This window comes from Roseibium sp. LAB1 (genome assembly GCF_054658235.1).
In genome coordinates, this window is record NZ_BAAGIB010000001.1 from 1,069,634 (window position 1) to 1,089,305 (window position 19,672).

The 19,672-nt window shown below is 59.6% G+C and carries 16 protein-coding genes and 1 other RNA gene; 5 read left to right on the forward strand and 12 right to left on the reverse strand.

Features of this window, described 5'->3' with window-relative positions; translation table 11 throughout:
• Nucleotides 1–11: 11 nt before the first annotated feature.
• The 10 genes from ACYQ54_RS05080 to ACYQ54_RS05125 form a co-directional block, all read right to left on the reverse strand.
• Nucleotides 12–1,169: an FtsW/RodA/SpoVE family cell cycle protein gene (locus ACYQ54_RS05080; protein ID WP_460079941.1), complete on the reverse strand. Its 1,158-nt coding sequence runs from the start codon at nt 1,167–1,169 to the stop codon at nt 12–14.
• Nucleotide 1,170: 1 nt separating this feature from the next.
• The gene (gene murD / locus ACYQ54_RS05085; protein ID WP_460079943.1) at nt 1,171–2,571 is read right to left on the reverse strand and encodes a UDP-N-acetylmuramoyl-L-alanine--D-glutamate ligase; all 1,401 of its coding nucleotides are present in this window, start codon (nt 2,569–2,571) and stop codon (nt 1,171–1,173) included.
• 4 nt (nt 2,572–2,575) lie between these two features.
• Nucleotides 2,576–3,661: a phospho-N-acetylmuramoyl-pentapeptide-transferase gene (gene mraY / locus ACYQ54_RS05090; RefSeq protein WP_460079944.1), complete on the reverse strand. Its 1,086-nt coding sequence runs from the start codon at nt 3,659–3,661 to the stop codon at nt 2,576–2,578.
• Between the two features lie 10 nt (nt 3,662–3,671).
• On the reverse strand, nt 3,672–5,102 hold the full coding sequence (locus ACYQ54_RS05095; RefSeq protein ID WP_460079946.1) for a UDP-N-acetylmuramoylalanyl-D-glutamyl-2,6-diaminopimelate--D-alanyl-D-alanine ligase: 1,431 nt from the start codon (nt 5,100–5,102) through the stop codon (nt 3,672–3,674).
• The gene (locus ACYQ54_RS05100) at nt 5,099–6,568 is read right to left on the reverse strand and encodes a UDP-N-acetylmuramoyl-L-alanyl-D-glutamate--2,6-diaminopimelate ligase (protein ID WP_460079947.1); all 1,470 of its coding nucleotides are present in this window, start codon (nt 6,566–6,568) and stop codon (nt 5,099–5,101) included. Before ACYQ54_RS05100 ends, ACYQ54_RS05095 begins: the two co-directional genes overlap by 4 nt.
• A 100-nt stretch (nt 6,569–6,668) precedes the next feature.
• Nucleotides 6,669–8,381, reverse strand: coding sequence for a peptidoglycan D,D-transpeptidase FtsI family protein (locus ACYQ54_RS05105; RefSeq protein ID WP_460079950.1), 1,713 nt, complete (start codon nt 8,379–8,381; stop codon nt 6,669–6,671).
• Between the two features lie 10 nt (nt 8,382–8,391).
• Nucleotides 8,392–8,745, reverse strand: coding sequence for a cell division protein FtsL (gene ftsL / locus ACYQ54_RS05110; protein WP_460079951.1), 354 nt, complete (start codon nt 8,743–8,745; stop codon nt 8,392–8,394).
• A gap of 2 nt (nt 8,746–8,747) precedes the next feature.
• On the reverse strand, nt 8,748–9,788 hold the full coding sequence (gene rsmH / locus ACYQ54_RS05115) for a 16S rRNA (cytosine(1402)-N(4))-methyltransferase RsmH (protein ID WP_460079954.1): 1,041 nt from the start codon (nt 9,786–9,788) through the stop codon (nt 8,748–8,750).
• Nucleotides 9,785–10,252: a division/cell wall cluster transcriptional repressor MraZ gene (locus ACYQ54_RS05120; RefSeq protein WP_460079955.1), complete on the reverse strand. Its 468-nt coding sequence runs from the start codon at nt 10,250–10,252 to the stop codon at nt 9,785–9,787. Before ACYQ54_RS05120 ends, rsmH begins: the two co-directional genes overlap by 4 nt.
• Before the next feature lie 414 nt (nt 10,253–10,666).
• Entirely contained in the window at nt 10,667–11,665 is a 999-nt protein-coding gene (locus ACYQ54_RS05125) for an AraC-like ligand-binding domain-containing protein (RefSeq protein ID WP_460079957.1), read from the reverse strand.
• A 178-nt stretch (nt 11,666–11,843) separates the two neighbouring features.
• On the opposite strand from ACYQ54_RS05125, the gene ACYQ54_RS05130 reads away from it, so the two are divergent.
• Nucleotides 11,844–12,290 carry a cupin domain-containing protein gene (locus tag ACYQ54_RS05130; protein ID WP_460079958.1) on the forward strand — a complete coding sequence of 149 codons (447 nt, stop codon included), beginning with the start codon at nt 11,844–11,846 and terminating at the stop codon, nt 12,288–12,290.
• 93 nt (nt 12,291–12,383) lie between these two features.
• Entirely contained in the window at nt 12,384–13,871 is a 1,488-nt protein-coding gene (locus ACYQ54_RS05135; protein WP_460079959.1) for a flavin-containing monooxygenase, read from the forward strand.
• 12 nt (nt 13,872–13,883) lie between these two features.
• Here the strand turns inward: ACYQ54_RS05135 and rnpB are convergent.
• Nucleotides 13,884–14,306: RNase P RNA component class A (gene rnpB, locus ACYQ54_RS05140), an RNA gene on the reverse strand.
• A gap of 480 nt (nt 14,307–14,786) precedes the next feature.
• Here rnpB and ACYQ54_RS05145 point away from each other — a divergent pair.
• Both ACYQ54_RS05145 and ACYQ54_RS05150 read left to right on the forward strand, forming a co-directional pair.
• Nucleotides 14,787–15,389, forward strand: coding sequence for a hypothetical protein (locus tag ACYQ54_RS05145; RefSeq protein WP_460079960.1), 603 nt, complete (start codon nt 14,787–14,789; stop codon nt 15,387–15,389).
• 12 nt (nt 15,390–15,401) lie between these two features.
• A complete protein-coding gene (locus ACYQ54_RS05150; protein ID WP_460079962.1) occupies nt 15,402–17,087 on the forward strand; it encodes a methyl-accepting chemotaxis protein in 1,686 nt (561 codons plus the stop codon).
• 340 nt (nt 17,088–17,427) lie between these two features.
• Here ACYQ54_RS05150 and pdxR read toward each other — a convergent pair whose 3' ends face one another.
• Nucleotides 17,428–18,900, reverse strand: a complete 1,473-nt coding sequence (gene pdxR / locus ACYQ54_RS05155; RefSeq protein WP_460079964.1) for a MocR-like pyridoxine biosynthesis transcription factor PdxR — start codon at nt 18,898–18,900, stop codon at nt 17,428–17,430.
• 83 nt (nt 18,901–18,983) lie between these two features.
• Between pdxR and ACYQ54_RS05160 the strand changes: the two genes are divergently transcribed.
• Nucleotides 18,984–19,658, forward strand: a complete 675-nt coding sequence (locus ACYQ54_RS05160) for a pyridoxamine 5'-phosphate oxidase family protein (RefSeq protein ID WP_460079966.1) — start codon at nt 18,984–18,986, stop codon at nt 19,656–19,658.
• The last annotated feature ends 14 nt before the right edge of the window (nt 19,659–19,672 follow it).

A 19,672-nucleotide genomic window follows, 5' to 3' on the forward strand; every position in this document is an offset into this window, starting at 1 on the left:
GGCTTGGGGCCTTACATCAGGGAAGAGGGTGAAAGCCGGCTCACCGTGACGACATCACCGCGGGACGGCTGCGGCCGCCTGCGCGTGAGCGCCAGAATGGCACCGGCGGTCATGGCGGACGACAAAAGCGAAGACCCGCCATAAGAAACGAAAGGCAGGGTCATGCCCTTGGACGGAATGAGGTGAAGGTTCACCGCCAGATTGATCGTGGCCTGCAAACCGAACAGCACTGTCAAGCCAGCGGTTGCCAGCCGGCTGAAAGCATCCTGATCGCGGCTGGCATGGCGCAGGCCGCGCAGCACTATGAAGGCAAAGACGGAGACGAGCAGCAGACAGGCGATCACGCCGAATTCCTCACCCACCACGGCGAAGATGAAGTCGGTATGACTGTCCGGCAGGATCCGTTTCACGGTTCCCTCACCCGGTCCACGGCCGAGCCATCCACCGGCGAGGAAGGAATCCTTGGCCGTATCCACCTGGAAGGTGTCACCGGAGCTGGGGTCCAGGAACCGGTCGACACGGTTGGTCACGTGCGGCAGAAAGGCATAGGCGGCAAAAAGGCCGACTATCCCGATGACGCCGAGCGCCATGATGATGAGCCAGGAAATCCCGTTCAGAAAGAACAGCCCCGCCCAGACAAGGCCGAGCAGCATGGTCTGGCCGAAGTCCGGCTGGGCAATCAGAAGCGCAGCGCAAACCGCGAACAGCACGAAGGCGAAGAGTACTCCTGGCACCTCACGCCGGCGGCCGCTTTCAGACAGCAGGAAGGCAATCAGAATGACAAAGGCCGGTTTCAGGAATTCGGACGGCTGTATCGAAAGCCCTGCGATATATATCCAGCGCCGGGCGCCCTTCGCTTCGAACCCCAGGAACAGGGTGGCGACCATCATCAGCAGCGACACGATGAACAGGATGAGCGCCGCGCGCCGCACCATGCGAGGCGTCATCAGGGAGCCAGCCAGCATGATCGTGAAGGCCGGGATCAGATACATTGCCTGACGCTTGACGAAAAAGAAGGTTTCAACGCCGATGCGTTCGGCAACGGGCGGACTGGCCGCAAACGACAGGACCACGCCACCGACCATCAGCAGGCTGAAGGCGGCAAGCAGATAGTGATCCACTGTCCAGAGCCATTCCGCAAAGCGGCTGCGATCGGCGCGCGAAACCATATCAGGCGACCTCCTGGGTGTTGCCGGAATCTGGCAAGGCACGCACCGCATCTACAAAAGCAGCGCCCCGCAGTTCAAAATTCGGGAATTGATCGAAGCTCGCACAGGCGGGCGACAAAAGTATGGCGATTTCCTCAGCGCCGTCTTCCGCGGCCTCGGCGGCGGCATCCTGCACGGCCTGGCTCAGCGTTCCGCTGATCTTGAACGGAACACGTCCGTCCAGCGTCTTCGCAAAATCCTGAGCCGCTTCACCGATCAGGAAGGTCTTGGCGATCTTCGGGAAATATTCGTCGAGCGAGGAAATGCCACCCGCCTTGGCTTTGCCACCGGCGATCCAGTAGATCCGCTCGAAACTTGCCAGTGCCCTTGCCGCGGCGTCCGCGTTGGTCGCCTTGGAATCGTTGATGAAGAGCACCCGGCCCTTCTTCTCCACAACTTCCATGCGGTGATGAAGGCCGGGAAAGGTCTTCAGCGCTTCGGAAATCTTCGAAGCCGGAATCTCCAGTGCCCTCAGCGCCGCGAAGGCAGCCGCCGCGTTCTGACCGTTGTGGTCGCCCCTGAGACTGTCGATACCGCCCAGCAGGGCCACTTCGATCTGGCTGCCGTCATGCGCCTCGATCAGCCGCCCGTGACGGGCATAAATACCGCTGGTGAGTTCCTTTTCACCGGCAATCCGGCACACAGGCTTGCGCGCGAGTTCCAGCCGGTCGGCAATGGCCGAGGACATCCGGTCGTCGACACCCACCACGGCCACCTTGGCACCGGCCACCAGCCGTTCCTTGATGGCGGCGTAGTGTTCCATTGAGCCGTGACGGTCGAGATGATCCGGCGAGAGGTTCATGTGAATGCCGACAGTCGCATCCAGGGTCGGTGCGAGATCGATCTGATAGGACGAGCACTCGACCACGTAGTGGCGGCCGGGCTGCGGGGGATCCAGTTCCAGAACCGGCGTGCCGATGTTGCCGCCCAGCTGCACGTCGCGGCCGAGCACCTTCAGGAGATGCGCGATCAGGGCCGTCGTGGTCGACTTGCCGTTGGTTCCGGTAATCGCAATCAGTGGTGCGGCCGCGCATTGCTTGCGCCGCTCGCGGCAGAAGAGTTCAACGTCGCCGACAATCTCGACACCGGCCTCGCGCGCCAGTTCCACCGACCAGTGCGGAACCGGATGGGTCAGCGGTACACCCGGGGCAAGAACCAGCGCGGCTACGTCCGACCAGTCGAGATCCCGCAGATCCTGTGTTGCAAGTCCTTCTCCGGCAGCCTGCGCGACGCGGGCCTCGTTATCATCGAAACAGACCACATTCGCACCGCCTGCCTTCAACGCACGCGCGGTCGCGAGCCCGGACCCGCCGAGCCCGAAGAGGGCGACCTTTCTGCCGTCGAATGTGGTAACAGGAATCATGTGCCTACCTCAGCTTCAAGGTTGCAAGGCCAATAAGGGCGAGCACGACGGAAATGATCCAGAAACGGATCACCACCTGGCTTTCCGTCCAGCCCATGATCTCGAAATGATGGTGGATCGGTGCCATGCGGAACACCCGCTTGCCGGTCAGCTTGTAGGAAAACACCTGCACGATTACGGACACGGCTTCGAGCACGAACAGGCCGCCGATGATGGCAAGAACAATCTCGTGTTTGGTGGCAACGGCGATCGCGCCGATCATGCCGCCAAGCGCCAGGGACCCGGTATCTCCCATGAAGATGGCAGCGGGAGGCGCATTGAACCACAGGAAACCGAGCCCGGCGCCGATAACGGCACCGCAAATGACCGCAAGTTCACCGGTTCCGGCGACATGATGGATCTGCAGATAACTGGCAAAGACCGCGTTCCCGGAAAGATAGGCAATCAGGCCGAAGGATGCGCAGGCAATCATCACCGGAACAATGGCCAGCCCGTCCAGACCATCGGTCAGGTTCACCGCATTGCCTGCACCAACCATCACGAAGGCCGCGAAGGGAATGAAGAAAAGCCCGAGGTTGAGCGTCAGGTCCTTGATGAAGGGGAAGGTGATTGCTTCCGAGTATTCGGACACATCCAGAAGCGTGACGGCAAAAGCGGCCGCCCCTGCGATCAGGAATTCCAACCCCAGTCGGGCCTTGCCACCGAAGCCCTTGTGCGAGGATTTGGTGACCTTCAGGTAATCATCGTAAAAGCCGATACTGCCGAAGCCCAGGGTGACGCCGATGACCACCCAGACGTAAGGATTGGACAGATCCGACCACAATAGCGCAGCGACCAATGCTCCCGACAGGATCATCAGGCCACCCATTGTGGGTGTGCCCTTCTTGGTCAACAGATGGCTTTCCGGGCCGTCGGCGCGGATGGGCTGGCCGTGGCCCTGTCGGATCCGGAGACTGGAGATGATTTTCGGTCCGAACAGGAAAACGAAAAACAGCGCGGTCATGATCGCGCCGCCGGTGCGGAAGGTGATATAGCGGAACACGTTCAGTGCTGAAATCTGGTCCGCGAATAGCCCCAAGAAATAAAACATCCAATGCCCCTTAAGCCGCTGCTGTCTCGTCCGCAGGCGGATATTCCCTTTTCAAGGCGTCGACAAGCGGGCCCATCCGGGTTCCCAGCGATCCCTTGATCATAACAACGTCACCAGAGCGGACGTCGCCCAAAAGCACGTCTTCCAGATCTTTCGCGTCTTCGCAGTAATGACCGCGCAGATCATGCGGCAGCAGTTTCCATAGTGCATGCATGTGCGGACCGGCGCAGTAAACCGCGTCTATTTCAGCATCCGTGATCGGCTGAAGCAGCTCCGCGTGCAACCGGTCGGCATCAGCGCCCAGTTCGCGCATGTCTCCGATAACGGCGATACGGCGCCCCGGTCGTGTCACCGGCGCTTCACCCAGAACGGCAAGCGCAGCTTTCATGGATGCCGGATTGGCGTTGTAGCTCTCGTCGATGAGATTGAACTCGCCCTTCTGCATCGGCAAACGGGTCACCTCGCCGCGGCCCTTGGGTGCACGCATGGAATCGAGCGCAAGCCCCCCTTTGGCAAGATCCGCACCCAGGTCCACCACCGCCGTCAGAACAGCCAGGCTGTTCTTGACATGGTGCTTGCCGGAAGCGCCGATCTTGTAGGTGATTTCCTGACCAAGAATGCTGGCGTCGACACTCGATCCGGCGGGATAGGCGACTGCCTTCTGGACATGGCTGTCGGCGGCAAGATCTTCGCCGAAGGTGTGGATCTTGGAGACGCCTGCGGCCACTGCCAGAAATTTCAACAGGTCGAACTGCAGATTGTCCTTGTTCAGGACAGCGATGCCACCCGGCTCGAGTCCATCGAAAATTTCCGCCTTGGCCTTGGCGATCTGCTCGACGCTGTCGAAGAATTCCAGATGAACCGGTTGAACGGTTGTAATGATCGCCACATGCGGACGCACCATCTTCACCAGGGGCGAGATTTCGCCAGCATGATTCATGCCGATTTCAAAGACACCGAACTCTGTATCGGCCGGCATGCGTGCCAGCGTCAACGGCACGCCCCAGTGGTTGTTGAAGGAGGCAACCGAAGCATGCACCTTGCCAGACGGAGCAAGCGTCAGGCGAAGCGCTTCCTTGGTGCCGGTCTTGCCGACGGAACCGGTGACCGCAACGATGCGGGCGTTGCTGCGGGCCCGCGCGGCAATTCCGAGCTTGCGCATGGCCTCCAGCGGATCACCCACCACCACATAGCGGCCATCTTCCGGAAGATCCGAAAGACGCTCTTCGGCAACAAGGGCAAGCGAGGCACCGGCTTCCAGAGCCGCGGCAACATAATCGTGCCCATCCAGACGGTCGCCGGTGATCGCGACAAAGGCATCGCCCGGCTCCAGCGTCCGGCTATCGATGGATATTCCGGTAATTTCTGCACCAGCATCGCCCTGAAGGCGGCCACCGGCAGCTTCAACAAAGGCGTCGAGGGTCCAAAGCGGGTCGCTCATGTGTTTCCTTCAAGACTGATGGCGCGCTTTACAGCTTCGTGATCGGAAAAGGGAATCACTGTGTCGCCAACAATCTGGCCCGTTTCGTGACCTTTTCCGGCCACACACAGGATATCGCCATCCTTTAGACGGCGAACCCCTTCTGCAATCGCCTCATACCGGTCGCCAATCTCGATGGCTCCGGGTGCGCCTCCCAGAACCGCCTTGCGGATGATCGCCGGGTCTTCGGAGCGCGGATTGTCGTCTGTGACGATAACGAGATCAGCTCTGCGAGCCGCAACCTCACCCATCAACTCCCGTTTTCCCGGGTCCCTGTCGCCACCGGCGCCAATCACCACAGACAACTTGCCGCGAGCAAACGGCTTCAATGCCGCAAGCGCATTATCAAGCGCGTCCGGCTTGTGAGCGTAGTCGACAAAGATCAGTCCGCCAGCGGGCGTCTTGCCAGCCAGTTCGAGGCGGCCCGGTGCCCCCTTCAGGTTTTCCAGTGCACGCAACGCCGTTCCGGTGTCGATGCCCGAGGCAATGGCAAGACCGGCTGCGATGAGTGCGTTGGAAACCTGGAACCGGCCGATCAAGGGCAGCGTCACCTTGTATTCGCCGCGCACGCTCAGGATCGTCAATTCCTGCCCTGCGCCCATCGGCTTCAAACCGGTCAGGGTAAGGTTCCGTCCGCTTTCTCCAACAGAGAAGACCGGCAGACCGCGCTTCTCGGCAACAGCCATGACACGGTCCGCATATTTTTCGCCCGGATCGCAGACCACTGTGCCACCATCCGGCAGCAACTCGGTGAACAAACGAAGCTTGGCATTCAGGTAATGCTCGATCGTCGGATGGTAGTCCATGTGATCGCGACCGAGATTGGTGAAAGCGGCTGCCGTCAGCCGCACGCCATCGAGCCGGTACTGATCGAGACCGTGCGAAGAGGCTTCCAGCGCCGCATGATTGACGCCTTCGTCTTCCAGCTCCGCAAGTTGTTTGTGAAGGGCAACCGGATCCGGTGTCGTCAAACCGCCGTAGCTTTCGCCATCCGGCTTGATTACACCCAAAGTGCCCAGACTTGCGGCAGGGTGGCCGGCTGCCTGAAAGATCTGGCGGGCGAAATGGGCAACAGACGTCTTGCCCGCGGTTCCGGTGACGGCAACGATCGTGTCAGGCTGTGCACCATAGAACCGTGCCGCCATTTTTGCAAAAGCCCGGCGAGGTTCCCCAGTGCTGACAACGGCGACCGTATCAGGCACCTGCGCGCGCACAGCTTCGGCGGACTCTTCCGCGCATAGAATGGCAACTGCCCCGGCCGCTGCTGCGTCCGGGGCGAATTTTGTCCCATCGACGGAAACGCCTTTGAAGGCGGCAAACAGAAAGCCCGGCTGAACTTTTCGGCTATCAGCCGTCAGCCCCGAGATTTTCCGAGAGCCTGCCGCTTCGGGCAAGGTCACCCCGGCAGCTAAATACTCAAGATCCATTTCACCCGATCATCCGGTTTGTGCGTCGTCTTCTGCAAGCTTTTCAGAAAACCGGATTTCGGCTGCGACCCCGCCGGTCTTCAAAGCTCAATTCGACTCCTTAATAGGAAATCTCGATAGGTTCATCCCCTTTACTGAAACGTGGCATCACGCCAAGCATCGGAGCGGAGCGGCGAATGATTGCCCCGACCATCGGCGCGGCATTGAGACCTGCCGTTGCACCGATGCCTTCGCGTTCCGGTTTCGGTTCGTCGACCACGACAAGAACCACATAGCGTGGGTCGTCCATCGGAAAGGCCGACAGGAACGAGTTGCGGCGCTTGTTGCTGACATACCGGCCGTTCTCGATCTTCTCCGCGGTACCCGTTTTGCCTCCGACCGTATACCCCGGGACATCGGCCCGGCGGCCGGAACCGGAGAGCACGTTCAGCCTGAAGAGATAACGCATCATGCGGCTGGTTTCCGGAGAAACCACTTGTTTGCCAAGCTTTTGTACGTCTTCAGGGCTTCGTGGCAGGAAGGTTGGCGGCAGCAGCGTACCACCATTGACGAGTGCAGCCGCGGCAACTGCGGTCTGCATCGGCGTAACCGAAATACCGTGCCCGAAGGAGATGGTCATCGCTGCCAGCTCGTTCCATTTCGGAGGCAGCAGAGGCGCCGCATTTTCCGGCAGCTCCGTGTTCAGACGCTCGGTCAGATGCAGGCGTTTCAGGAATTCCTGCTGACGTGCGATGCCGGTTGCCAGCATCATCTTGGCAGTACCGATGTTGGACGAATAGATGAAGATTTCCGGCACAGACAGGATGCGGTGTTTCCCGTGGAAATCCGAAATCGTGCGGCCACCTGCCCGGATTGGGCGTGTCGCATCGAAGCTGTCGTTGATCGAAACAGCCCCCGAATCCAGCGCCATCGCGGTGGTGAAGGTCTTGAACACCGACCCCATTTCGAAGACACCGCCGGTTGCCCGGTTGAGACGATCCTTTTCAAGCGCCTGCGACCGGTCGTTCGGATCGTAATCAGGCAAGGACGACATGGCGACCACTTCGCCGGTCTTTACATCCAGCACAATACCGGCTGCAGCGATTGCCTTGTAGCGCTCCATCGCCTTCACGAGTTCATCGCGCACGACATGCTGAACACGCAGATCGACGGACAGCCGAACCGGCTCCATGGTTCGGTCGGACGTGAACCCGAGAGACTGAAGATCCCTCAGCCAGGAGTCATCAATGTATTTTTCGATGCCCGCGAGGCCCTGGTTGTCGACATTGACAGATCCCACGATGTGCCCTGCCGTTGGCCCGCCCGGATAGAACCGCTGGTTCTCCGACAGGAACCCGATCCCCGGCAGGCCGAGATTATGCACCCTCTCCGCCTGTTGCGGCGTCATTTCACGCTTCAGCCAGACAAAGCCCGCACCGCTTTCCAGACGGCGGCGAACGAGACCTTCGTTCAGGTCCGGCAGGATGCGGATCAGGCCCTCAACCGCCTCATCCACATCCATGATGCGGCGCGGTTCGGCATAAAGCGAAGCTGTCTTGATATCAGTCGCCAGGATCTCGCCGTTTCTGTCGATCAGGTCCGGACGGGAGGCTGCAACTGAATCCTGCGCCGAAATCCATGCATGGGACGGCGCTTCTTCCATCTGCGCCAACATCACAAGGCGCCCTGCAATCGCAATGTAGACGCAGGCAAAGGCGAGCATGGCCACATAAACACGAGACTTGACCGCACTGGCGGAAACAGAGTCCCGGGCAGCCCGGGGATGAGCCCGCCGCACCTGGAGGAAGCTTGCCGGTTCGCTAACCATCGTCATGACCGCGCCCTCACTGGATCACAGCAGATGTGCCGGCATAGCCGCCCATCTGACTGCCACCGATAGGTTCCAGCATTACAGGACGCGCCGGAAGGTCTTCTGTCGTCACGATCTGCTTTACATCCAGCGGCTCCAGAAGAAGGTAATCGTTATAGCGCTCGACCAGGGACTGGAGACGGTCCGGCTTGTTGAGCAGGCTCCATTCCGCCTTCAGGTGACGGATAGAGTCGCGCTCCTCGTCGATCTGCCGTTTGAGTTCAGCAACCTTCTCCGCAGACTTCGTTGCTGCGAGTTTCATGTCGTAGACGGTCGCCGCGCCGATCACGACCGCCAGAATGAACACGATGTTCAGCGTTCGAACCATTTTCAGCCCCCTAGACCATGAAAGGCTGCGAGACGTGGGACACCCGCCTGATGGATGTCCAGCTCTCGCGCCTCCGCTTCGGTCCGCCGCCCGGCCCGAAGTTTTGCGGACCTTGCCCGCGGATTGATATCCGTTTCCGCACCAGCGGCTTCCACCGCCTTGCGCGTCAACAATTCGAATGTCGCCGGAGGGACATCCTCTTCCGGCATGTGTCGTGACCCGCCACCACGGGTCCGGGTCCGATCCTGAAGGAACCGCTTGACGATGCGGTCTTCCAGGGAATGGAAACTCACCAGAACCAGACGCCCGCCCGGCTTCAGGATCCGCTCGGCTGCGCCCAGCGCTTCGGCGGCCTGATGCAACTCGCCGTTCACATAGATCCGCAGCGCCTGGAAGGTCCGCGTCGCAGGATGAATCTGCGCCTTCTTTGGCGACCGGCCCAGCACCTTTTCGATCAGGCTCGCCAGATCGAGCGTTCGGGTGAACGGCTTCTCCTTGCGAGCCTTGTCGATGGCATGAGCGACAGTCGTCGCCCGCTTTTCTTCCCCAAGCAGACCGATGACGCGGATCAGATCCTTCACCGGCAGTTCGTTGACCACGTCGGCAGCAGACGGTCCGGCCTGTTCCATACGCATGTCCAAGGGCCCGTCACGCAGGAAGGAAAACCCGCGCTCGGCTTCATCGAGCTGCATGGAAGACACACCGAGATCGAGAACCACGCCATCGACACCATCGAACCCGCAAGCACGCGCATGAGACTCAAGTTCGGCAAATTGACCAGGCACGAGCGTCAAACGCCCCCCGGAAGCCTTCACCAGCTCCTGCCCGCCGGCTATCGCATCCGGATCCCTGTCGATACCGACAACACTGGCCCCACATTCCAGAATGGCTCGGGAATATCCGCCTGCGCCGAACGTGCCGTCGACAATCACTTCACCGGGCTGCGGCGCAAGCCACTGCAGAACCTCTTTCAGGAGAACCGGCACATGGCGCTCGGGTCCGCCAGCGTCAGAAGCAACGTCTCTGTCGCCGAGCGCCATCATACCGGCTCTCCCTGAGAGGGTGCGGAGCGTTGCCCCGACAGCATCGCGAGCGCACGCCGTTGGGCCTCTGCGCGGTACTCGCGAAACTTTTCAGGTTCCCAGATCTGGAACTTGTAATTCATGCCGACAAAGGTGACCTGGTCGGTAATTCCGGTGTGCTCACGGATCATGTCGGAAATGGTCATGCGGCCATCTCCGTCGATCCGTGGGTTCTCACTTGCGCCGAACAAGGCAATCGCCAGCGCATCATGATCGGGAGAGAGCTTTGCAACGGTTTCAGAGCACTTGTTGATTTCAGCGAGCAGATCGTTACCGCCCGCGTCGACAGCCGCGCAGTGTGAGGAAGCAATGCAATAAAGGCCTTCAAATCCATCTCTCGCCAATACCGTACGGAAGGGCGCCGGGATCGACACGCGACCCTTGGCATCCAGCCGGTTGGTAAAGTGAGAAACAAAGCCGGCCATTCATCCCCTCGAAACGGGTCCCCACCCGTTCAAATCCCAAGTTCACCCGTAAATGAGAGGAAGGCCGGCAACTTGCCCGGACATGCAATTTGCAAAAACGGCACTTTCCGAGCCGTTAAACCGATGTCCATGACCCCACTGAGATGGGCCCGCGCTCCCCATTCTGGGTTCTTATGGGATACCATGGGAATTCATGGGCGGTCAATGGAATCTCGTGGATTCAGGCTCGATTTGATCGCTCACGACCCCGTCGAGAGACCTTAAGTCAAACATGCTTAATGAAGCCTTGACACAAATGAAGAATCGGATTCGCAGGAATACGGAGGTTTTCCGCATCAAAGCCCGGAAACCCGGCAATTTCTGCCTATTCCGAAAGACTTGTGGAGAATGAAATCCGCCTTCGCGACGAACGTCTCAGCCGAACCTGTGCGCCCGCCCCGTGGCTCCCGGTGTCTCACCGAACCGCTTTCTGTAGGCAACCGAGAACCGGCCGAAATGCCGGTGGCCGGAGCGATAGGCAACCTCTGCCACGGGCAGGTTGCGCCCCTCGGTCAACAATAGGTGGCGTGCGTAGCTCAATCGGACGTCTTGCAGGTACTGGAGCGGGGTGCAGCCGAATTCCTGCCGGAACTGCAGTTGAAGGTTTCGTGGCGAAGTTCGTGCATGCGTGCTGATATCCAGAAGACTGATGTCATCGGCAAAGCGCTCGCTGATCAAACCGAGAGCCCGTTTGAGGATCGCAGGCGACCTGCCCGTCTCCCGCCGCTCCAGCAGCGGCGACACGGTGTTTGGCTGAAACTCCAGAAGCGCACCGGCAAGCGCTTCTTCCAGATGGCGCTGCTCCGGACTGCCGGTTCCCTGAAACACGCGCCCCTCTTCGGCTGCCCTGAGAACGCCGCACAGGCGTCGCCGCCACGCGGTCCCTTCCGGTGACAGCAGGGTGAACTCGGGCTCGAAGCGAACCTGCCCGATCGCAACGCCGGCCATCCTGGCCGCGACGTCCTTCAGGAAGCCTGTCTCTATCTGAAGAAGGATCTGTTCGCAGCCGGCATGCCACCGCATGGCCGTGTGCCGGTCCGGATTGAGAATGGAGGCAGCCCGTGGCGTGGAAACCATAGACCGGCACCCATTTCGAACCTCCGCAGTTCCGGCAATCGGAAGCTGGATCAGATAAAAGTCGGAAAGTTCACCCGGCTCGATAGCCACGTCGGCGCCGTAGCGCAGATAGTTGAGAGACAGATGCTGTCCGGAGACCCGGTTCTGGCAGGCATCAAACTTGTCGGAAACGGAAAACCGCCCCAGGCGATGGTTGCAGAAGTGACGGGCAACGATCTCCCTCGCTTCGTCAACATCCGAGGTTTCGAAGCATCTGAAGCGGTCGAGCGGTGTTTTGCTTTCTGCCTGAGACAACATCCCTGAAGCATGCCGTCGCGGCGAAGCCCGTTCAAGCGCCACCTTCTGTGCAATGCGTCATTTTACTGCATCGGGCCAAGTAATTTCGCTTTCTGGATAAAGCAATCCGCCTTGCTGCGCTTAGCCTTTTCCCGTCGAAAGACCAAAGCGCACCAAATGAGCAATGAGGGGAACAATCATGCAAGACGGCGCAGGCATTACCGCAGCCAACGCGGGACTGGACAATATCAGCTGGAATGTGGTCGGGCACACCTACACGCCGAAACTCCTGAGCGGCAACGCCTTCATCTGGCACGCAGTCATTCCCGCGGAGACCTTTGTCCCGCCCCACATTCATCCGACCCAGGACGAATGGATCGTGATGCTGGACGGGGAACTGGAAGTTGAAATGGGCGGCAAGACCCACAAGGCGAACGCAGGCGACACAATCCGCATGCCTATGGGCGAAGCACACGGCATCTTCAACCGGTCCGGCAAGACCGCCACCTGTGTCTTCGGCGTAGCCCCGTCACGCAAACTCTTCGAGCTTTTCGGGGCTCTCGATGGCGTAACGGATCCGGCTGAACTGGTCCGGCTTTCCGCCCTGCACGAGGTCGACTTCCTGCCGCCACCCGATCAGGCCTGATCAAACACGGCAAGACCTGTTTTTGAAGTGTCGGGGCGGCTTGCCGGCGTTCAGGTGAGCACCGGCCGCCCCTGAGGCAAGAGGACATCGAGAATGACGAAACGCAAGACTGTTGCCGTGATCGGCGGCGGCGTGAGCGGGCTTGCGGCCGCGAAAGCCTTTGACGAGCGCGGCCACCGGGTACTTGGCTTTGAGCGCAGCCATGATTTCGGGGGTGTTTGGGAACTGTCCCGGTCGTATCCGGACGTGCAGACCCAGTCCCCAAAGGACCTTTACCGCTTCACCGACCTGCCAATGCCGGACGACTATCCGGAATGGCCGAAGGGGCCTCAGGTTCACGCCTATCTGCATGCCTATGCGAAGAAGCACAATCTGGGCCGGCTGTTCCGGCTGAACACCAACGTCCTGTCGATGGACCGGCGCTCCGACGGCAAGCCTGGCTGGACACTGACACTTGAAGCGGCAGGCAGAACCTGGAACGAGGACTTCGATTTTGTCGCGGTCTGCACCGGCCAGTTCTCGGACAAGAACATCATTTCACATTCCGGGCAGGATGCCTTTGAGGCCGCTGGCGGCAGGGTGCTGCACAGTTCGGACTATACCGACAGCGGCCTGGCGGAAGGCAAACATGTGGTCGTTCTCGGCGGATCCAAATCCGCCACCGACATTGTGGTCAACGCCTCAAGAAACGGCGCGAAATCCGTCACGCTGGTATACAGGGAGCCGGTGTGGCGCGTGCCCTATTTTGTCGGCGGTATCAATTTCAAACGCCTGCTTTACATGCGCGCCCAGGAACAGCAGTTCAACGGCTGGGGCCGCTCGGGTATTGCGAAGGTGGTCTCCACCGCCTTCAAACCGTTGATCTGGGCGAATTTCCGGGGCCTGGAAACTTTGCTCAAGGCCCAGCTCAAGCTGAAGAAATGGGACATGGTGCCGGATATTCCGATCGAAAAGGATGCCTCCTGTTCCTTGCCGATCGTGACACCCGGTCTCTTCGAAGGTTTTGAGGCAGGCAGCATCCGTCCTGTCCGGGGAACATTCCAGCGCTACGAGACCGGCCACGTCGTCCTGTCGACGGGCGAAGCGCTCCCATGCGACCTGGCAGTGCTGGCGGTTGGCTGGAAACTTGGCATTCCCTATCTGGCAAAGGAATACCGGGACAAGCTCATCGAGCCTGACGGGCAATACCGGGTCTACCGGTTGTCGGTGAACCCGGACTTGCCCGACATGGGGTTCGTCGGCTTCAACTCAAGCTTCTGTACGGTGCTCTCTGCAGAGATGATTGCCAACTGGCTGGTGCGCTACGCCGACGGCCAGCTGGCCAATCAGCCGAGCGATGCAGACATGCGCGCCAATATCGACCAGATGCTCCACTGGCGACGCCGGGAACGTCCGGCAGCTCAGGTCTACGGTGGGCTGTGCTCGGCTCCGTTCCATTTCCGTCATTTTGACGAGTTGCTGGCGGACATGGGCGCTGCCAGGCGAAAACGCGCAAACCCGCTGGCGGAGCAGTTCTCCTATCCGAACGCTGAAGCCTACGGGACTTTTCTTGGCAGCACGCCGCAATATGCAGCAGGCTGATCAGGGAAGGTAAGAGCCAGTCGGCCTGTAAGCCGGGTTCTGTATGGCCCGGCCAGATACGAGATCTGGCGCGGACGTGACAGCCATTCATCTGTGACGCCTGTTGCCAGACGCCTATCGCAACCAACCCGGACAGCTGGCCCGGAAACCGGCCTGAACCGGATCGCTCCGGTTCGCGCTGTCCCTATTCGGTTTTGCTCCCGGTGGGGTTTACCATGCCGCCGCTGTTGCCAGTTGCGCGGTGGGCTCTTACCCCACCCTTTCACCCTTACCCCGGGAAAATCTCTCGATTTGTCCGGGGCGGTTTGCTTTCTGTGGCACTTTCCCTAAGGTCACCCTCGCCGGGCGTTACCCGGCACCGTGTATCCATGGAGCCCGGACTTTCCTCCCCCGCGGCCTTTCGGCACTTGCGGCAGCGGCTGTCCGGCCGACTGGCGCATGGGACTTAGGAGGCTTTGAGGTCAAGGTCAAGCGACTGTCGCTGCCGTGGTGCGTGAATTCCCGGGAAACCACACTCACCTGTCAGGACACCTGCCATCCGAAGCTTCCCGGAACGAGCGGGAGCAGTGTGAGAGGTGCCAAGATCCTCTCAACTGACGTGCGACGTCTCGCAGTCTTCACCGATCCATCCCGCCTCACAACCAGCACCACAACCTTCGCGCAAGCTACTGCTTGCACGGATAGGTGCTGACAAAATTATCAGGGAAATTTCAGGCCCAACACTCGCCACAAGACACCCACTCCGGAACGGATCGGGAAAAATCGACTTCGTTACTGTAAAAATTACCAGTGCAATTTTGAAAAACACTCCACTAAACCCCTATAGATAAAAACTTTTTCCGCTCGTTGCCCAAAAATTAAACATTAAGAAACCCCAGGTGACCGAAGGTAATGAGAACAAACAAGGAGAAAAAGATGCGTCAACTGTGCGCTATCCTGCCGGCGGTTTTGCTGGCATCCGCAGCCCAGGCTGCCGAAACACCACCGGACGCGAAAGCGTTGATCCAGCCGGAGGTCGTGGAAACCGTTACCGAATGGCTTTCGAACCCGATTGTCGCACTGTCGATCAACGCCCAGAACAATCTGCGCGGTTCGCTTTCCCAATCCGAAATTGACGCATTGGACAAGCAATGGCGGCAGGAACGCGAGGCCTCGGACAAACCGTTGATCTCCGCAACCTTGTCCGCACCCTTGTCGATCTATCTCCTGCGTGTTCAGGCGGGTTCCCTGGGGCTTTACCCTGAAATCTTCGTCATGGATGCCAACGGACTGAACGTCGGGCAAAGCGCGATTACAAGCGACTATTGGCAGGGAGACGAAGACAAGTTTCAAAAGACATTCCCGAATGGTCCCGAGGCCGTTTTCATCGATGCACCGGAATGGGACGAAGACAGCAAGATCTGGCGCGCCCAGCTCAACGTGACGATCACGGACCCCGAGACGAAAAAAGCAATCGGGGCTGCCACAGTGGAATTCAACCTGACCGAACTTATGCGTCGTCAGGGAACGGGATCTTAAGCGGGAAAAACCATGTTCAAAAATCTCTCCGTCAGCAAAAAGATCGCAGCAGGGTTCCTGACGCTCGCACTCATTGGCGCCATCGCCGGTGGTATGAGCGCCTACCAGACGAATTCCGCCCTGAATGAAGTCAAATCCGCCAACAATCTGTCGGATCTCAGCACGGAAACGGCAGAACTTACCGAAAAAATCGCCGCACAGGCCCTGTCGGTAAAGTCCTTCCTGCTCACCGGCAATCGCGACCTTCTCAAACGTTCCCAGGATCTGAACGGAGAAATTCAGGCAGGCTTTTCGGAAGTCGGCTCTCTTGTCGATGCGACCCTGCCCGAATTTCAAAGCCATCTTTCCGAGCTGCAATCAAGCTGGAAAACCTGGTTCAACCAGATTGCCGCACGCCAGATCGATCTGATGCGTACGCCTGAAACAGTCGACATGGCGCGCGCCATTGACCTGACCCCGGAGAGCGCAGGCCTTTTGTCAGCGGTCCAGCAACAAAGCCGAGAGCTTGCCGAAGCTGTCCGGGTGGCACGGCAAGCATCCGTTGTTGCACAGAACCAGGCCCTGAACACGGTCCAGATCGTCTCTCTTTCCAGCACATTGATCCTGACCGTTCTTGCGATGATTCTTGGCTTCATCAATCACATCGCGATTTCCGCACCGCTGTCCCGGCTGTCCGCCATAACCGAAAAGCTGTCGGCCGGGGACACCTCGCTGACGGTGGACGTCAACGACAGGCGCGATGAAATCGGGCTGCTCGGCCGTGCACTCGGCGTGTTCCGGGAAAACCTGATCCGCACACGGGAACTCGAAGAACAGACCGAAGCCGAACGCATCAACGCCGAACGGATGAAACGCGAGGAAATGGAGCAGTTCGCCAGCGACTTCGAAGCCACTGTCCTCAACATCTGCGACGGCATGATTACAAGGCTCGACGAGCTTACCGGTTCTGCCGGCGCGCTCTCGACGATTGCCAACAACACGACCGAACAGGCTCTGGCCGTGTCGGCCGCCGCAGAACAGGCGACCACAAATGTGAATACGGTTGCCAGTGCGACAGAAGAACTGTCCGCCTCCATCCGTGCGATCACGGATCAGGTGCGCTCGTCCTCGGAAATCGCCCAGGAAGCGGAAAACGAGGTCGGTCGCTCCAACGAAGCTGTGGCTACGGTGCAGCAGGTGGTTTCCCGCATCGGCGATGTCACGAAACTGATCACCGATATTGCTGAACAGACCAATCTGCTCGCTCTCAACGCGACCATTGAAGCAGCCCGTGCAGGCGAAGCCGGAAAGGGCTTTGCGGTCGTTGCGTCCGAAGTAAAGGCTCTTGCCGAACAGACATCCAAGGCAACGGAAGAAATCGACCGGCAGATCACCGAAATGCGCCAGGCGGCGGATGCGTCGACAGAAGCCACAGGGTCGGTTGCCGGCCTGGTCCAGAAGATCTCCGAAAACACGCACGCCATGTCCGGTGCTGCGGAAGAACAGAACCTGGCAACTACTGAAATCGCCAGCAGCGTCTCCGAAGCAGCTCAGGGCACCGAGGGTGTTTCAAGGTCCATTGCCGAAGTCAGCGGTGCCGCCAGTGAAACCGCAAACCTCAGCACGGACATGAACGCAGCTGTGGGAGAGCTTCACGAGCAGTCCAATACCTTGCGCCATGCCATGCAGGACTTCCTGGCCAAGGTTCGCGCAGCCTAGGCTGCCGTAGGCTTGCCCGGTGAACGGGTTTTGCAGGTTCAGTAACAATACCGCGTCGCACAAAGTTCATTTTTCTTGTGCGACGCCAACGGCTGACGTCTCCTCATGATCTCATCCCTGGGGACGTATTGGTGACAAACGCCATCAAGACGCAGGAAGCTGCAGCCCTCATTTCAGCCAGCCCATAAGTTTCAGTCTCATTCGTGGTGTTTGTCTCGCGAACTGGATGATCCCGAGTAGGACGGCTCTGACATCGTCGTCGACAGTGTTATCTCGGCAATGGAAGCCTCGTTGATCGTTCATGGAGACGCTCCGACAATGCGGTTTTGACACAGCCAGATCAGTACACCTGGCCTGTGCCCAAAAGACCGGCAAGGGCGTCCACACCGTCTTCGATCTGCCGTGCGTTCGCACCTGCAAAGCCGACAATCAACCCCGGCCTTCCAGGCTTGGTCAGGTAACAGTTGCTGAGCGGTGAGACCGCAAAACCCCGGCCTTGCATGGCCAGGGCCACGGCAATATCGTCGACAGGCTCTCGGAACATCACGGTCAACTGGACATTGCCGGTCAGCGGTGCGACTTCGACGCGATTTCCCAGACGGTGTCTCAACGCATTTGCCAGCAGCGTTCCACGTTCCAGATAGACTGGACGGATCTGCTTCAGATGCTTTTGATATGCGCCGCTATCCATGAAGCGGGCAAGCGCTGCCTGTGCCTGAACGTTGGCGGAGCAACCGACATTGCGCATTGTCTGGGTTAGCGGAGCCACGAGCCCGTCTGGCACAACGCAATAGGCGATCCTGAGGCCCGGCAGCAAGCTCTTTGCGAAGGTGCCCAGATAGACGACCTGCCCTTCATCTGCCAGCCCGTGCAGCGCGGCGACGGGCCGGCCCTCGAACAGGAATTCGCTGTCATAATCGTCTTCCAGGATGACCGCACCATACGTGCGGGCGACATCAAGAAGCGCCAGGCGTCGTGCCAACGGCATGCGTGCACCCAGCGGATAATGGTGTGAAGGCGTTACGTAGATCAGCTTTGGCGGATGATCCAGATGCGCCATCCTGGTTGCGTCCGCGCCTTCACCGTCCGTCGGCAAGGGCCGAATTGTCAGAGCCGCGCCAGAAAAAGCCGTGCGAGCGCCAAGATATCCGGGCTCTTCAAGCCAGACTTCGTCGCCCGGATCGGTGAGAACCTGGCTGAGCATTGCCAGACAGGCCTGCGTGGAACTGGTAACGAGAATCCGGCCGGGATCTGCCCGAACCCCACGCTCGGCCGCAAGATGACGTGCAATCTGCTGCTTGAGCGCATCCAAGCCAGCAAAATTCTGATAGTGGAGATCCGCACTGCGCTCGAGCCGCGCCGCCCTGCGCAGGCACCTGGCCCATTCTTCATAGGGAAACAGATCAAGCGCTGGCGCGCCCGGCTGCAAGCTCCCCTGACGATTAGCCCACCCTTCGCCGCGCAAATTGGCACTCAGGGCCTGCCCGCGCCGGGAGAGTGCGGGACCGGACACGTCAGCCACGCGCGCCGCTGGCCCCCCTTCCAGCAAAAGCCCTTCGGTGATACGCGGAGCAGCGCCTGTGCGCACCGTGATCACACCTTCGGCCTGTAGCAGGTCATAGGCCGTGTTGACAGTGTTCCGCCCGACGTTGAGCAACGCTGCCAGCCGCCGTGTGGACGGCAGCTTTGTGCCGGACCGCAATAGGCCGGTACGCACGGCATCACGAAACCCGCGGTAAATCTGCTCTGCCAGCGGCACGTCTCCCGATCGCTGGAGAGACAAGATGCCTTCAGGGAAAACTGGTTCTGTCATTTTCCAAAAACCGGATCTTCTTTGGAGCCAATTTATCGGACAAACAGCAGAACACAAGACGGACAGCCAATTGGAGACAGACCATGTCCACTCTGGAAAAACGCCAGGCGGCGGACCTGCCCGGTTACGCCAAGATCCGCCAGATGAACCGGGGCGGTTATGACAGGGCCGTTGCCTATGACATCCTGGACACAGGCCTTGTCGCCCACTGCGGTTTCATTCATGAAGACCGGCCAATGGTGATCCCGATGGCATATGCCCGGATCGGCGACCGGATCTATATTCATGGGGCGAGCACCACCCGCATCATCAAGTCGAACGCGGATGGCGTACCGGCCAGCCTTACAGTGACACTGGTGGATGGTCTGGTGGTCGCTCGCTCCGCCTTCCATCACTCGATGAATTATCGCTGCGCGATCGTGCATGGCACGGCAAGACTGGTTGAAAGCGAGCAGGAACAGATCGAGGCCCTGGCAGCCATCACCGATCATCTTCTGCCCGGCCGCTGGGAGGAATGCCGCGAATTGATGCCGAAGGAACACAAGGCCACGGGTGTGCTTGTCATGGAGATCGACCATGTAAGCACAAAGGTCAGAACCGGCGGACCGGTGGATGACAAGGAAGACCTCGGAACCGATATCTGGGCAGGTGTCGTACCTGTGGTGAGCGCTCTCGGACAGCCCCTGTCAGCGCCGGACGTATCTGCCGAAACGCCGGTACCGGCCTCTATACCGGCAGCCCGCAGGAAATTCGCATGAGGTGCCAGCTCTCT